The following is a 15,357-nucleotide window of genomic DNA, read 5'->3' on the forward strand; positions in this document are numbered from 1 at the left end:
CCTACCTTTATTTTTTAACATCAAGATACTTATTTAATTTTCTTAAATGTAAGCGGCTGAGTACTTAATGTAGCTGGTACATGTAACTGAAGGGATGGGAATTCACCACTTACATTCATTTCATAAGCGAATAATAAGCTCATTTTCATTTGGAATAAGTCAACTTTTGTGGAGAAGATGTCGTAATGATGATGCCCTAATTGAATATCCATTTCCATAAATTGTACATATAACGAATCATCTCGTTTGTATACTTGTAATGTTCCGTATGCAGGATGTTCAAAAGTACCAGTATAATCCTCTAACTTGTGCGAAGGTGTAGTCCCTTTAATTTGTTCAGGGAGGGATTCAGTTGCTTCTTTCATCATTTCCTTCATTTTTTTAGTATCTTCTACAGCACGTTTATGCCAATCAATGGATTCTAATTCAAGTAGTTCGTCATAAATTTGATTAGCGAGATAAGTAGGAAGTAATGTTCCTCCAGCATTCGTTAAAATAACAAGGCCTATGTTTTCTGTTGGTATGAATGAAACAAGCGCTGAAAATCCATCGATATTACCGCCATGATGAATCACTTTTTTACCACGATAAGCGCTAATAAACCAACCAAGACCGTAACTATTTAATGGAGATTCAGGGAGTGATAAAACCGGTTGGTCTGGAATTGAATTGTGTGGTGTATACATTGGTTGTAATAATTCAGAGGAGATTAATTCATGATCTCCAAATTTTCCTTCATTTAAGTGGAGAAGTACCCAATTTGCCATATCTTCAATTGTGGAATTAATACACCCAGCAGCGCCAACTGTATCGATGTTACGGAATGGAACTGCTTTTATTTCACCGTCATTTTCAATGTAAGGTAAAGCGTAATCATCTGTAGTTTGTGAATCGTTAACAGAGAAGTTTGTATGTCTCATATTTAAAGGTTCTAAAATATGTTCTGTAGTGTATTGCTCCCACGTTTGATTTGTAATGTTTTCAACAATGTAGCTAATTGTTGCATACATTAAGTTGTTATATAGAAATGCAGTCCGGAACGGTGCATCAAGTGGTAAATGTTTTATTTTTTCAACGAGATCTTTTCGAGATAAGGAAGAACTGTACCAAAGAGCCTCATGACGACTCACTCCAGTTCGATGAGAAGCTAAATCCCGTCCTGTAACTTGTGAGCTAGCAAGTAGTTCAGATAAAGTAAAGTTAGGTATATAAGACGGGACAGGAGCATCCCAATTAAACTTTTTTTGCTGTGCTAACAAGCTTAATGAAAGTGTACCAAACGCTTTCGTTGAGGAACCGATTGCGAATCGAGTATTCGGTGTAACAGCCTCTTTTGTTTCCATATTACGATAGCCGAAACCTTCTGAAAGAATAACTTCACCGTCTTTTATAACAGCGACAGCAACACCAGGAACATTTAAATCCTTCATCATTTTTTCAACCGTGGTTTGTAAAGAAGTCATAACAGGTGTTTCAATTTTAGACATATTTCTAACCTCCAAATATAAATTTTGATCTACCGCACTATACTTTCGGTAATAGAAAATGAAAACCTTTTAAAATATGGAAAGTTAATAATTTTGTAAGAATTAGCGCAAGAAATTTTATTAATTAAGATTATTAAATTTACCATTTTTCATGTTATGATAAATTCCATATACGATTGAAAGAAGGTTTTCCTACATATGAAACATGCTGAAAATGAATACTTAAATTTATGCCGCCATGTAATGGAACATGGTACGAAGAAAGAAGATCGTACAGGGACAGGAACTGTATCTGTATTTGGATATCAAATGCGTTTTGATTTGAGCAAAGGATTTCCTTTATTAACGACAAAAAGAGTACCATTTCGCCTTGTAGCAAGTGAACTACTTTGGTTTATGAAAGGTGATACAAATATTCGCTATTTATTGCAGCATAATAATAACATTTGGAATGAATGGGCGTTTAAGAGCTGGGTAGAAAGTGATGAGTATACTGGTCCTGACATGACTGATTTTGGTCTTCGCTCACAACAAGATGAAGAATTTAAAGTACAGTACGATGAGCAAATGGAATTGTTTAAAAAGAACGTTTTAGAAGATGATGAGTTCTCAAATAAATATGGTTATTTAGGAGACGTTTACGGTAAACAATGGCGTGCTTGGAAAACGACAGCTGGTGAGACACTTGATCAATTAAAAGATGTAATTGAAATGATTAAAAAAACACCAGACTCACGTCGTTTAATCGTTTCTGCTTGGAATCCTGAAGACGTACCGAGTATGGCATTACCGCCTTGTCATACATTATTCCAATTTTATGTAGCGGACGGAAAACTTTCTTGTCAGCTATATCAAAGAAGTGGTGACATATTCCTTGGAATTCCATTTAACATCGCAAGTTATTCACTACTAACACATTTAATTGCACATGAATGTGGTCTTGAAGTAGGAGAATTTGTTCATACAATTGGAGATGCACACATTTATACAAATCATTTTGAACAAGTAGAAAAGCAATTGGCACGTGAACCACGTCCATTCCCGAAACTTACATTAAATCCAGATGTGAAATCTGTGTTTGATTTTGAAATGGAAGATTTAACGATTGAAGGATACGATCCGCATCCAGCAATTAAAGCACCGGTTGCAGTATAATTGTAGAGGAGATGAAAAAATGATTGTTTCATTTATGGTCGCGATGGACGAAAATAGAGTAATTGGTAAAGATAATAATTTACCTTGGCGTTTACCGAGTGAATTACAATACGTGAAGAAAACAACGATGGGCCACCCGCTTATTATGGGAAGAAAGAACTATGAAGCGATTGGTAGACCACTGCCTGGAAGACGTAATATTATTGTAACTCGTAATGAAGGGTATCATGTTGAAGGGTGTGAAGTTGTTCATTCTGTAGAAGAAGTATTTGAACTATGTAAAAATGAAGAAGAGATTTTTATTTTTGGCGGAGCGCAAATTTACGATCTCTTTTTACCTTATGTAGACAAGTTATATATAACAAAAATCCATTATGCATTTGAAGGAGATACATTCTTCCCAGAAATGGATATGACAAATTGGAAAGAGATTTTTGTAGAAAAAGGTTTAACGGATGAAAAAAACCCGTATACGTATTATTACCATGTATATGAGAAGCAACAATAATAAAAAAGATTGATGTGAGAATTCACATCAATCTTTTTATTTATATTCACCAATATAAGTTTATAGATGAGATTCGATAGTGCTATAATGATAGGTAGCATGTAAAAATGCTAAAATTTTCAAAAGTACTAATATAGAAAGAGGAGGAGAATCGATTGAGAAAGATATGGGGGATTCTTTTTCTTTGCTTAACATTCATGTTAGTTGGATGTGGTAAAGAAGAAAAACCACAAGAAGCGTTTGATACATATGTAAAAGCGTGGAATAAACAAAAATTTGCAGATATGTATGATCAACTATCAAAAAATGCAAAAAAAGATATTTCAAAGAAAGAGTTTACTGAGAAATATGAAAAAATTTATTCTGGTATCGAAGTGAAAGACTTAAAGGTAGAAACAGGGGAAGTAAAAGAAGATAAAAAAGATGAAGGTCCTGTTCCTTTTAAAGTAAGCATGGATACAGTTGGTGGTAAAATCACATTTGGTCATGAAGCAAAAATGGTAAAAGAAAAAGATGGAGATAAAGAATCTTGGAAAATAGATTGGACTCCTGATTTTATTTTCCCTGGCATGACGAAAGATAGTAAAGTGCGTATGCAGACAACACAGCCAAAACGTGGTGAAATATACGATCGTAATGGAAAAGGTCTTGCAACGAATGGGAAAGCTTCTGAAATCGGATTGATTCCTGAAAAGTTAGGCGATACTGCTCCGCAAACGAAAGAAACAGTAGCGAAGTTATTAAATACGTCTGTAGAAGAAATTGATCAAAAATTAGCTGCTAAATGGGTAAAACCAGGGTATCTCGTACCAATTGGAATTTTGCCTGAAGGGGCAACACAAAATACGTACATTGATTTACCAGGTGTTTCAACAAAACCTGTAAATGTTCGTACATATCCGCTAGGGGAAGCGGCAGCTCATCTGACTGGTTATATTGGAAAGGTAAATGCTGAAGATTTAAAAACGCTACAAAAGAAAGGCTATCAAGCTGATGACCCAGTTGGTAAAGCTGGCTTAGAGCAAGTATTAGAGGAAAAGCTACGCGGTAAGAAAGGTGGCCGTGTCTTTGTAGAAGATGCGCAAGGAAAAGAAATTAAAAATTTAGCAAAAACAGATGCTGTTGATGGAGAAAATGTAACTTTAACTATTGATAGTGTTGTTCAAGAAAAAACGTATAATGAAATGAAGGGCGAAGCTGGTTCAAGTGCAGCAATTAATCCGAAAAGTGGAGAAACAATTGCACTAGTAAGTAGTCCAGCATATGATCCTAATATAATTGCACGAGGGACATCGAAGGCACAACGCGAAGCTTGGAATAATGATCCGAAAAAACCAATGACAAATCGTTTTACACAATTGTCGGTACCAGGTTCTGTATTTAAACCTATTACAGCTGCAATTGGTCTTGAAACGAAAACGATTGATCCAAAAGAAGAGTTGAAAATTGAAGGATTAAAATGGACAAAAGATTCTTCTTGGGGTAATTACTATGTAACGCGTGTGAAAGATGCAAATCCGATTGATTTTGATAAGGCGATGAAATACTCGGATAATATTTACTTCGCACAAGAAGCTTTAAAAATCGGAAAAGACAAGTTTATGAGTGAAGCGAAAAAATTCGGATTCGATGAGAAACTACCAATTGAATATGGATTCCCTGCTTCTAAAATTGCAAATGACGGCATTAAAAATGATATTCAAATGGCAGATACGGGATATGGACAAGGACAAGTATTAATGACTCCTCTTCATTTAGCTTTAACGTATGCGCCGATTGTAAATGATGGAACTATTCCGTCACCGTATATTATTAAAACAGATAAACAACCAAAAGCTTGGAAAGAAAATGTAATTTCTAAAGGAAATCAGGATATATTAAAAACTGCAATGACGAAAGTAATTAATGATCCAGATGGTACAGGGAAAATTGCTAAAATTGATGGTATGACTCTTGCTGGAAAAACAGGTACAGCGGAATTAAAAGTATCAAAAGAGGCCGAAGGAAAAGAACTAGGTTGGTTCGCTGCATTTGATTTAAATTCACCAGATATGGTCATTACAATGATGATTGAAGATGTAAAAGGTAGAGGCGGGAGTAATATTCCAGCTGAAAAAGTAAAACATGTATTTCAAAAATAATATGTAATAGAAGGCTATCTCTATAAGTTGTAGAGGTAGCCTTTTTATACGAAAGAATTCTTAATATCTGTATACTAAATTTTAAGGAAACAAAGTAAATCATTAACTTACGAAAAAAAAGTAGCTATTTTTTATTGACATTGATTAAAACTTTTTGTATTATACTTACATAAGGTAAGTTATTAACTTTTAAAAAACAAATCTTGAATTAAAGATAAAGAGAAAAAAGGGAGAGAATACAATGACAAAAGTACTATTTATCACAGCAAATCCAAATTCAGCAGAAGGTTCTTTCGGAATGGCAGTAGGGGAGGCTTTCATCGAAGCTTATAAAAACGAACATCCACAAGACGAAGTTGTAACAATTGATTTATTCAACACTACAGTACCAGCAATTGATGCAGATGTATTTGCTGCTTGGGGTAAATTTGCAGCAGGTGAAGGCTTTGAAGCTTTAACTGAAGTTCAACAACAAAAAGTAGCAGCAATGAACACAAACTTAGAAACATTTATGAATGCAGATCGTTATGTATTCGTAACTCCAATGTGGAACTTTAGCTATCCACCAGTAGTAAAAGCATACTTAGATAACGTAGCAATCGCAGGTAAAACATTCAAATATACTGAAAATGGTCCAGTCGGCTTATTAGAAGGTAAAAAAGCACTTCACATTCAGGCAACAGGTGGCGTATATTCTGAAGGAGCATACGCAGCTGTAGACTTCGGTCGCAATCACTTAAAGACTGTATTAGGATTTGTCGGTGTAAATGATACTGAATATATCGCAGTTGAAGGTATGAATGCAAACCCTGAAAAAGCACAAGAAATTAAAGAAGCAGCAATTGCTAATGCTCGTGAATTAGCAAAACGTTTCTAATATAGAATGCTTAAAAAGTCCAAACACTTGCTGTTTGGACTTTTTTTCTTCTTTTTCCTTCGTTTGTCTAGTATAATGAAGGTCGGAATGATAATAGGTGGGGGTTCTGTATGATTCAAACGTTTTTTAAAATCTTTTATTTAATTTTAATCGTAATTGCGATTACACCGAGAATGTGGCGTCTTAAAAGACAAGTAAATACGATGGCGCCAAAAGAAAAAGATAATGCTGTGTATAAAACGACAAATTGGTTTGGTAAGAAAATGGTACGTGTAGCTGGAGGGGCAGTAGAAGTGAAAGGACTTGAAAATGTTCCGAAAGACAAGCCAGTACTAGTTGTAAGTAATCACCAAAGTAATATGGATATCCCTGTTTTACTAGGTTACTTAAATAAACCAATTGGATTCGTTTCAAAAGCAGAGATTAAAAAGTTCCCAGTTGTACCAACTTGGATGGAACTTATGAATTGTGTATTTATGGATCGTAGCGATCGTCGTCAATCTCTTCAAGCGATTAAAGATGGAATTGAACTATTAAAAAATGGACATTCTATCGTAATTTTCCCTGAAGGAACGAGAAGTAAGGGTGGCGAAGTTGGAGAGTTTAAGGCTGGTAGTTTTCATCTGGCAGTAAAGTCAGGTGTAGCAATTTTACCTGTAACGTTAGATGGTACATATAAGATGTTTGAAGCGAATGGAAATCGTATGAAGCCAGCTCATGCAACAGTAACAATTTCTAAGCCGATTACACCTGAAGATTATGCGAATATGGATATTAAAGAATTAACGAAGCATACACAGGAAGTTATCGCATCACAATTACATAAGTAATAAAAAAGGATTCAGCTTATAGTAAGCTGAATCCTTTTTTATTATGCTGTAGGTAAGACATAAAAGAGTACACAGAAGAACATCATCGCACTACCACCTAAAACGAACAGGTGCCATATGGCATGGTTGAAAGGTAGCTTTTCCCAAAGGAAGAATATAGCTCCGACAGAATATAAAATTCCACCTGCTAAAAGTAGTGAAAAACCATGTCCAGTTAGATTTTCATAAAGTGGTTTAATGGCAACGATTATGAGCCAACCCATAATGATGTAACATAAAGTTGAAGCCTTTATAAAGCGACGTACAAAGAAAATTTTGAAGACGATACCTCCGATTGCTAGTGTCCATATTATAGCAAGCAACGTCCATCCTAATGGGCCACGAAGTGTAATAAGTAGAAAAGGAGTATACGTGCCAGCAATCAATAAGTAAATGGCTGAATGATCTAAAATAGTAAATATTTTTTCTACTTTAGGATGATGAATGCTATGTAGCAATGTTGAAAACAAGTACAGTAAGAACATGCTTACACCATAAACAGTAAATGCAACTACAGCTGATGCGGTACCGTGCTTAGAAGCATGAATAATCAATATGATTAAGGCAGGGATGCTTAAAATGGCACCGATACCATGTGTAATTGCATTTGCAATTTCTTCTTTTACAAATTGGGTCATTCGTGTCATTTTTTCAGTCATAATGCAAATCCTTTCTACTATCATAAAATAATATGTCATTTCCCTTACCATATCATACACAAGAGCAATAGAAAATGAAATTTGTATAATTGATTATATTTTTGAATTTTTTTGACAAAAGACAATGGATTTGTTGACGTTTTCAAACTTTTTTGACAAAATAAAATTATGTAATAGTAGGACAAGGAAACTACTAATAAAGGGGATGGGGAAATGTTTTCAAATATTGGCTTTCCAGGGTTAATTTTAATTTTAGTAGCAGTACTCATTTTATTTGGACCTAAAAAATTGCCGGAAATCGGGAAGGCTTTAGGGGAAACGTTAAAAGAGTTTAAAAAATCAACGAAAGAATTGACAGATGACGCATTTCAAGAAAAGGAAAAGAAAGAAAAAATGTAGTGTATTTTCCTTGTAATGGATAAATAAAGTGTGGTGAACGAGATGGAAGATCGGGAAATGAGCGTAGTAGAACATATTGTTGAGCTTCGAAAAAGAGTAATATATACGGTGTTATCCTTTGTACTATTTTTAATTATTGGATTTACTTTTACAAAGGATATTTATTTTTGGCTTGTAAAAGATTTACCAATGAAATTAACTGTTCTCGGTCCAAGTGATGTATTGTGGATTTTTTTCTCGATTGCTACAGTATTTGCTATCGTTTGTACAATTCCTTTTGCTGCTATACAAATTTGGTTATTTGTAAAACCGGGTTTACATCCAAATGAACAAAAGATGACAATAATGTATATACCGGTATTGTCTATATTATTTCTCGCAGGTTTATGTTTTGGATATTTCATTGTAATGCCGTTTCTATTTCACTTTTTAACTACGATAGGTAATGAAATGTTTAATACGATGTTTACGACAGAAAAGTATTTTCATTTTGTACTTAATTTAACAGTTCCATTTGCTGTGATTTTTGAATTGCCAGTCGTTGTAATGTTTTTAACTAGCATTGGAATACTTACGGCGGAATTTTTAATAAAAATAAGAAGGTATGCTTACGTAGCATTAATTATCATTGCATCTTGTATATCACCGCCAGACTTTTTATCTCATAGTTTAGTTGCAGTGCCGCTTATTTGTATTTATGAAGTAAGTATTGCGTTATCAAAGGTTGTTAGTAAGAGGAAAAAGAAAAGAGAAGAAATGCAGTCGAAAAGTGCCTCGTTATAAAGGCACTTTTTTATTTATTTGTTATACTATAGCTATAAACGTATACAATATATAGAAGAAAAAAATTATAGAATCTCCAAAATTTAGACAAACTTTGCGCTTTTATAAGCTTATACTAAATGTATTAAACAATTGATGGATAATGAGATTCCCGTCTCAGAGATATTTAGGACGGGAAGGTGAATTAGGTGGAGATGAATAGAGTATAAATCTTCTAGCCATAAGGACTACAGAAATCATATAAGTCTGATTTTACTCCACTTTAAACAACGTGTTACAGCGCAAAGTAGAGGAAGTTCAAAAATCCAATGAAAAAGAGGATTGATATTGTGATTACGAAAAGTTTTTATTTCACTCATTCAACAGGGGATTGCATTAAAATATTCGAAATCCCTGTCCTACAGGCACAGCATCCATTATCGTTTCTAATTCAGTCTCGTCTTCAATTATTTATTGCAAAAATTCAAAGACAAAAACACCCAAGATTTTCGTATTCTTTCCGTGAATATTTACAAAATTGTTTGAAGTGGAATGATTATTTAAATGTATATAAAACAAATACCCTTGAAAAAAATGCATGATACGAAGTACGGACAGGGTTAGTAAACTCTGTCTTTTTCATTTTAGATATGAAAATATAATTAATTTGATGAAATTTCGTTCCAAATTGTTGAAAGCAATGGGAATACTAGTATAATAACAAGGAGAGCGTATTGGAAAGGGAAGAAGTATAGTATGCAAAAAATTAAAATTGTAACAGATTCAACGGCAGATTTATCACAAGACGTAATCGAAAAGTATGACATTCATGTTTTACCATTATCAATCTCTGTAAATGGACAAACATATTTAGATCGCGTTGATTTACAACCTGACGAATTTATTGAAGAAATGATTAAATCAGAGGAATTACCAAAAACATCACAACCAGCTATGGGTACATTTGTAGAAATGTATGACAAGCTAGGGGAAGATGGAAGCGAAGTCCTTTCTATCCATATGACAAGTGGAATGAGCGGTACTGTAGCAACTGCAAATAGCGCTGCATCAATGACTGATACAAAAGTAACAGTTGTTGATTCTCAATTTATTACACATGCTTTAGCATATCAAGTAATTGAAGCTGCAAAAATGGCAAATGACGGACGCTCACTAGAAGAAATTTTAAAACGTGTAGATGAAGTAAGAAAGAATACTCGTTTATATGTAGTAGTGGATACATTAGAAAACTTAGTGAAGGGTGGACGTATCGGTAAAGGAAAAGCGTTTATCGGTTCGCTACTTAATATAAAGCCAATTGCTAGTCTTGAAGACGGTGTTTATAATCCTGTAACGAAAGTTCGTAGCCAAGGCCAAATTGTAAAAACATTAGCTAAGTTATTTGAGCAAGATACGGCTGGAAAAGTCGTAAAAGCTGTTGCAATTCCGCATGCGAAAGCAATTCCTTTAGCTGAAAGTATGAAAGCGGCGGTTGAAAAAGTGAGTGGATTTGCTCAATCAGAAATTTTCTATACAACGCCTATTATTAGTACTCATACAGGTCCGGGCGCAATCGGATTTATGTATTTAGCAGAGTAATAAAAAAGCTACTTGAAAATATATTTCAAGTAGCTTTTTTATGTAAATAGAAAGTAAGAAATAAGAAGAGCTACACAGGCACTACCGCTAATGATATAGCGAGTCTGTAAATATTCATTCATAGAAAACACCCTTTATCCTGCTATTTGCGGACAGTAAAACTCTCTACCTCAAATTTAGCTGGAGCAAAGAGGTTAGGTAGCGGGCTGCCCGTAAAAGCTTGATCGGTGAAGGCAAATAATCAGTGGGGATGAAGAAATCCCACTAATTAAAGTTTCACTATAGGATTTTCTATATTATATGTTGGATATAGAAAATCAGTCATTACGTTACACATGTAAAGTTTCAATTTTTTCGTTTATTTGCTTATCATTTGTTGCGTTACTATAAATAAAAGTTTGACCTAAAAAGAGTACATGCAGTTGTTCCCACGGTAACATGCGCAAATTCCAATTATTTCGAAGTCTAGTTATTGCTTCACGAGGTGCTTCATCGGCGAGTGCAAAAGCTCCGTAATGCATTGGTATAAAATGTGTAGCGTTTAAATCTAAATAAGCTTGCACGGCCTCTTCAGGTGAAACATGAGATACTTTCATAAACCATTCTGGTTCATAAGCGCCAATGGGCATAAGAGCAATATCAATTAAAAAGCGTTCACCAATTTCTTTGAAACCTTGGAAATAGCCACTGTCGCCACAAAAATATATGGTTTCCATAGTCGTTTCATTATCAATAATCCATCCACCCCAGTGAGACGTATTCATATCAAATAAGAATCTTCTCGTCCAGTGCTGAGCAGGTACGAAGTGAAAAGAAACTTCGTTAATTATCGTACTTTCCCACCATTTATACTCTTCTACATGTTTAAATTTCTTACGAGTAAATAATTTTTTTAATCCAATAGGTACAAGATATAGAACATCATCATTCAACTGACGAAGAGTTGAAAAATCTAAATGATCATAATGACCATGTGAAATAAGGACAATATCAATTTTAGGTAGTGCTTCTATAGAGAGTCCAGGTTCTGTAAGTCTTGGAACTAGCTTTAATTTATTAGCCCATACTGGATCTGTTAATATATTAAGTCCATTCGTTTGGATAAGAAAAGTGGAATGCCCAATCCATGTGATAGTCGTTTTTTCAACATTACTTTGTAAAAATGCACTTTGTTTAACGGGTGATTGTTCTACTAAGAAAGAAAAATCTTTTTTGTTTTGCTTTCGTTCTTTACGCCAGCGTAAAAAAGAGCGAATTGATTTTTTTGTACTAACATTATCCATATTTTCATAGCGCTTTGCCATGAACATCACCTCATTTAAAATCGTTGTATTTGTATTGTACCGAAATGTTGTTAAGGAATACAGTGTAAAACATGGATTAATGTTTAAGGAATTGTTAAAAAATAGGGAGAGGTATTTACAAAAGTAACAATAAAATTAGTTTTATCACTTTTATTTAGAGAAATAATAGTAAAAAAATATATTTTGTCTAGTAATTCGCTTGAAATAAAGAAGTAACATACGTAAATTCGTACGATTTCGTGAACAAATGTAGTAAACAATTTTCTCGTAGTGTTAACTTTTGTTATTATAAACATAACCTATTTAAATTTAGGATAGAGAAAAGAGGTTTATAAATGAAGCGTTATCAAAAAATAATTGGTCTTATGGTTGTATTTTGTCTCTTTGTACTTGCTGGATGTAGTGAATCAGGTTCAAAGCTTCGTAAACCATTAAATTGGGATTTAGAAACCTTCCAATTTACAAATCAAGATGGAAAGCAATTTGGTACAAAAGATTTAAAAGGGAAAGTTTGGGTTGCAGATTTTATGTTCACAAATTGTCAGACAGTTTGTCCACCAATGACTGCAAATATGGCCAAGCTTCAAAAGATGGCAAAAGAAGAGAAATTAGACGTTCAGTTTGTTTCATTTAGTGTAGATCCAGACCTTGATAAGCCAGAAAATCTGAAAGCTTTTATTCAAAAGTTTACAGAGGATACTAGTAACTGGAATTTATTAACGGGGTATTCGTTAGAAGATATTACAAAGTTTTCAAAAGATAATTTCCAATCACTTGTAGATAAGCCGGAGAACGGTCAGGTCATGCATGGTACATCATTTTATTTAATTGATCAAAACGGAAAAGTAATGAAAAAGTATAGTGGCATTAGTAATACGCCATACGAAGACATTATACGTGATATGAAGCGATTAGTGGGTTAAAAATAAGGGTGCATAGCACCCTTATTTTTTTGCATTAGTCTATCGATAAAATGTCATGTTGCTGGGGAAGTTTCGGCGCCCGAATTTCTAATACGCCATTTTGATAAGAAGCTTTTGCCGCTTTTTTATTAATTGAATACGGCAATTTAATCAATCTTGATGCTTCTGAAATGGAACGTTCTCGGCGATAATAGTTATGGGATGTTTGTTCTTCTTCCTCTTCAAGTATCTCTTCTTTTACAGAGACTTTTAAGTATTCACTTTGTATTTCAATTTGGATTTGTTCTTTTTGTATACCTGGTAGTTCAGCTGTAACAACGAGTTCTTCACCAACTTCATATAAATCTACAGGGAATGTTAATAAACGGTTTCCTTTTTGGAAAAAATGATTTAAATCAGCGATTACATTGCGAAGAGGTGTTTGCTCGAAGAAATCATCAATTTGCTTTAAGTAATTACGAACCGGTGGGCGAGAAGAATCTTTTTTTTCTTCACTCATGGTATTCCCTCCTAGAAATCAATTTGCAATATCATATGACAAAAGCGGAGAAAGGTGAGTGCCTAGTTTTCATGTTTTCATAAAAAATTGTTAAAAATGTGAAATGGAGTGATTTTTTTATAGTTTTTGGTCGCCATATTCAGTTGATTATGCTAGTATAAATAGGGTTGATATAGTAGTATAGAGACAGAATGAAAACTGAAAGAGGGTAAGAAGTATGTGTGGTTTTGTAGGATGTTTATGTGAAAACCCTAGAGAGTTTTCAGAAACAGAAAAACATCAATTTGAAAATATGAACACGATGATTTTCCACCGTGGTCCAGATGACGAAGGATATTTTCGTGATGAACATGTACAATTTGGCTTCCGCCGTTTAAGCATCATTGACTTAGAGGCAGGACATCAGCCGCTAACTTATGAAAATGATCGATATGTAATTATTTTTAATGGTGAAATTTACAACTATGTAGAATTACGTGAAATGTTACTTGAAAAAGGTGCAACGTTTGCAACGCAATCTGATACAGAAGTTATCATTGCATTGTATGCACATATGAAAGAAAAATGTGTAGACTACCTTCGTGGTATGTTTGCATTTATGATTTGGGATCGTGAAGAAAAGAAACTTTTCGGTGCACGTGACCACTTCGGTATTAAACCTTTATACATCGCACAACAAGGTGATACTACATTCTTCGCATCTGAGAAGAAAAGTATTATGCATGTGATGGAAGATAAAGGCGTTAATCCAACGTCACTACAACATTACTTTACGTACCAATATGGTCCAGAGCCAGAAACTTTAACAATTGATGTTAATAAAATCGAGCCTGGTCATTATTTCGTAAAAGAAATCGGTAAAGAGATGGAAATCCATCGCTACTGGAAACCTTATTTCAATGCTTCAAGTGCAACGAAAGAGGAGCATATCCAAGCAATTCGTGATGTGTTATATGATTCAGTAAAAGTGCATATGCGTAGTGATGTACCAGTAGGTTCATTCTTATCTGGTGGTATCGATTCATCTATCATCGCTTCTATCGCAAGAGAAATGAATCCAAATCTTTTAACATTCTCTGTTGGTTTTGAGCAACGTGGTTTCAGTGAAGTTGATGTTGCGAAAGAAACTGCTGAGAAATTAGGCGTTAAAAACCATAACGTATTCATTTCAGCGAAAGAATTTATGGATGAGTTCCCAAAAATCATTTGGCATATGGATGATCCTTTAGCTGATCCAGCAGCTGTACCATTGTACTTCGTTGCGAAAGAAGCACGTAAACATGTAACAGTTGTTCTTTCTGGTGAAGGCGCAGACGAGCTATTTGGTGGTTATAACATTTACCGTGAGCCAAACTCACTAAAAATGTTCTCTTACATTCCTAGCCCAGGTAAGAGCGTTCTAAAAGCATTAAGTGGTGCTCTTAAAGAAGGATTTAAAGGTAAGAGCTTCCTAGAGCGTGGATGTACACCAATTGAAGAGCGTTACTATGGAAATGCTAAAATCTTCCGTGAAGAAGAAAAAGCTGAATTAATGAAGTATTACAATGAAAGTGTTAACTATATGGATATCACGAAACCATTGTATAACGAGATTAAAGATTATGATGATGTAAGTAAAATGCAGTACATTGACATGTTCACATGGCTACGCGGTGACATTTTATTAAAAGCTGATAAAATGACAATGGCAAACTCATTAGAACTTCGTGTACCGTTCTTAGATAAAGAAGTATTCGATGTTGCATCTAAAATTCCAACTGAATTTAAGATTGCTAACGGAACTACGAAAGCTATTTTACGTGAAGCAGCACGCGGAATCGTTCCAGATCACGTATTAGATCGTAAAAAACTTGGATTCCCAGTACCAATTCGTCACTGGTTAAAAGACGAAATGCATGATTGGGCTATAAATATTATAAACGAAAGTAAGACAGAGCATTTAATCGACAAACAGTATGTATTAAACTTACTGGAAGCACATTGTGCAGATAAAGGCGATTATAGCCGTAAAATTTGGACTGTACTTGCGTTTATGGTATGGCACCAAATTTATGTTGAGCATAAATACGATACGAATAAGTTCCATGAAGAAACAAAACGTGCGTATAGCTTAGTTTAATTAGAAAAACCTTAAGATCGCATACGGTCTTAAGGTTTTTTTCATAAATAGGAAGT

15 protein-coding genes are annotated in these 15,357 nt (G+C 34.3%); 11 read left to right on the top strand and 4 right to left on the bottom strand.

The features are described from left to right. Positions 1–29: 29 nt before the first annotated feature. Positions 30–1,487 carry a serine hydrolase gene (locus ACXKY9_RS10570; protein WP_000034353.1) on the bottom strand — a complete coding sequence of 486 codons (1,458 nt, stop codon included), beginning with the start codon at positions 1,485–1,487 and terminating at the stop codon, positions 30–32. Positions 1,488–1,685: 198 nt separating this feature from the next. Here ACXKY9_RS10570 and ACXKY9_RS10575 point away from each other — a divergent pair, with 198 nt between their 5' ends. The 5 genes from ACXKY9_RS10575 (at position 1,686) to ACXKY9_RS10595 (ending at position 6,998) form a co-directional block, all read left to right on the top strand. Beyond that, a complete protein-coding gene (locus ACXKY9_RS10575; protein ID WP_000679609.1) occupies positions 1,686–2,642 on the top strand; it encodes a thymidylate synthase in 957 nt (318 codons plus the stop codon). 19 nt (positions 2,643–2,661) lie between these two features. Then, positions 2,662–3,150 carry a dihydrofolate reductase gene (locus ACXKY9_RS10580; protein ID WP_000637207.1) on the top strand — a complete coding sequence of 163 codons (489 nt, stop codon included), beginning with the start codon at positions 2,662–2,664 and terminating at the stop codon, positions 3,148–3,150. A gap of 155 nt (positions 3,151–3,305) precedes the next feature. Next, positions 3,306–5,291, top strand: a complete 1,986-nt coding sequence (gene pbpC, locus ACXKY9_RS10585) for a penicillin-binding protein 3 (RefSeq protein ID WP_001227250.1) — start codon at positions 3,306–3,308, stop codon at positions 5,289–5,291. Between the two features lie 241 nt (positions 5,292–5,532). Continuing rightward, a complete protein-coding gene (locus ACXKY9_RS10590) occupies positions 5,533–6,168 on the top strand; it encodes an FMN-dependent NADH-azoreductase (protein ID WP_000170025.1) in 636 nt (211 codons plus the stop codon). A gap of 110 nt (positions 6,169–6,278) precedes the next feature. Beyond that, positions 6,279–6,998, top strand: a complete 720-nt coding sequence (locus tag ACXKY9_RS10595) for a lysophospholipid acyltransferase family protein (RefSeq protein WP_000616577.1) — start codon at positions 6,279–6,281, stop codon at positions 6,996–6,998. A 41-nt stretch (positions 6,999–7,039) separates the two neighbouring features. Here the strand turns inward: ACXKY9_RS10595 and trhA are convergent, their stop codons facing one another. Continuing rightward, positions 7,040–7,696, bottom strand: coding sequence for a PAQR family membrane homeostasis protein TrhA (gene trhA / locus ACXKY9_RS10600; RefSeq protein ID WP_000136889.1), 657 nt, complete (start codon positions 7,694–7,696; stop codon positions 7,040–7,042). Positions 7,697–7,909: 213 nt separating this feature from the next. On the opposite strand from trhA, the gene ACXKY9_RS10605 reads away from it, so the two are divergent. From ACXKY9_RS10605 to ACXKY9_RS10620, 4 genes are all read left to right on the top strand, one after another. Further along, positions 7,910–8,095: a twin-arginine translocase TatA/TatE family subunit gene (locus ACXKY9_RS10605; protein WP_000492443.1), complete on the top strand. Its 186-nt coding sequence runs from the start codon at positions 7,910–7,912 to the stop codon at positions 8,093–8,095. Positions 8,096–8,137: 42 nt separating this feature from the next. Continuing rightward, a complete protein-coding gene (gene tatC / locus ACXKY9_RS10610) occupies positions 8,138–8,878 on the top strand; it encodes a twin-arginine translocase subunit TatC (protein WP_000390120.1) in 741 nt (246 codons plus the stop codon). Between the two features lie 329 nt (positions 8,879–9,207). Continuing rightward, complete coding sequence (locus tag ACXKY9_RS10615; protein ID WP_000629013.1) at positions 9,208–9,459, top strand: DUF2535 family protein; 252 nt, start codon at positions 9,208–9,210, stop codon at positions 9,457–9,459. Between the two features lie 154 nt (positions 9,460–9,613). Beyond that, positions 9,614–10,456 carry a DegV family protein gene (locus ACXKY9_RS10620; protein WP_001169470.1) on the top strand — a complete coding sequence of 281 codons (843 nt, stop codon included), beginning with the start codon at positions 9,614–9,616 and terminating at the stop codon, positions 10,454–10,456. A gap of 329 nt (positions 10,457–10,785) precedes the next feature. Here ACXKY9_RS10620 and ACXKY9_RS10625 read toward each other — a convergent pair whose 3' ends face one another. Then, complete coding sequence (locus ACXKY9_RS10625) at positions 10,786–11,760, bottom strand: MBL fold metallo-hydrolase (protein WP_001129627.1); 975 nt, start codon at positions 11,758–11,760, stop codon at positions 10,786–10,788. A 335-nt stretch (positions 11,761–12,095) separates the two neighbouring features. On the opposite strand from ACXKY9_RS10625, the gene ACXKY9_RS10630 reads away from it, so the two are divergent. Then, complete coding sequence (locus ACXKY9_RS10630) at positions 12,096–12,683, top strand: SCO family protein (RefSeq protein WP_000833335.1); 588 nt, start codon at positions 12,096–12,098, stop codon at positions 12,681–12,683. A 34-nt stretch (positions 12,684–12,717) separates the two neighbouring features. Here ACXKY9_RS10630 and ACXKY9_RS10635 read toward each other — a convergent pair whose 3' ends face one another. Then, positions 12,718–13,182 (bottom strand): Hsp20/alpha crystallin family protein, encoded by a 465-nt coding sequence (locus ACXKY9_RS10635; protein WP_001288085.1) that lies wholly within the window; start codon positions 13,180–13,182, stop codon positions 12,718–12,720. Between the two features lie 217 nt (positions 13,183–13,399). Here ACXKY9_RS10635 and asnB point away from each other — a divergent pair, with 217 nt between their 5' ends. Next, the gene (asnB, locus tag ACXKY9_RS10640; protein ID WP_000333816.1) at positions 13,400–15,301 is read left to right on the top strand and encodes an asparagine synthase (glutamine-hydrolyzing); all 1,902 of its coding nucleotides are present in this window, start codon (positions 13,400–13,402) and stop codon (positions 15,299–15,301) included. Positions 15,302–15,357: the final 56 nt, after the last annotated feature.

It is taken from the genome of Bacillus sp. 2175 (assembly GCF_057812155.1).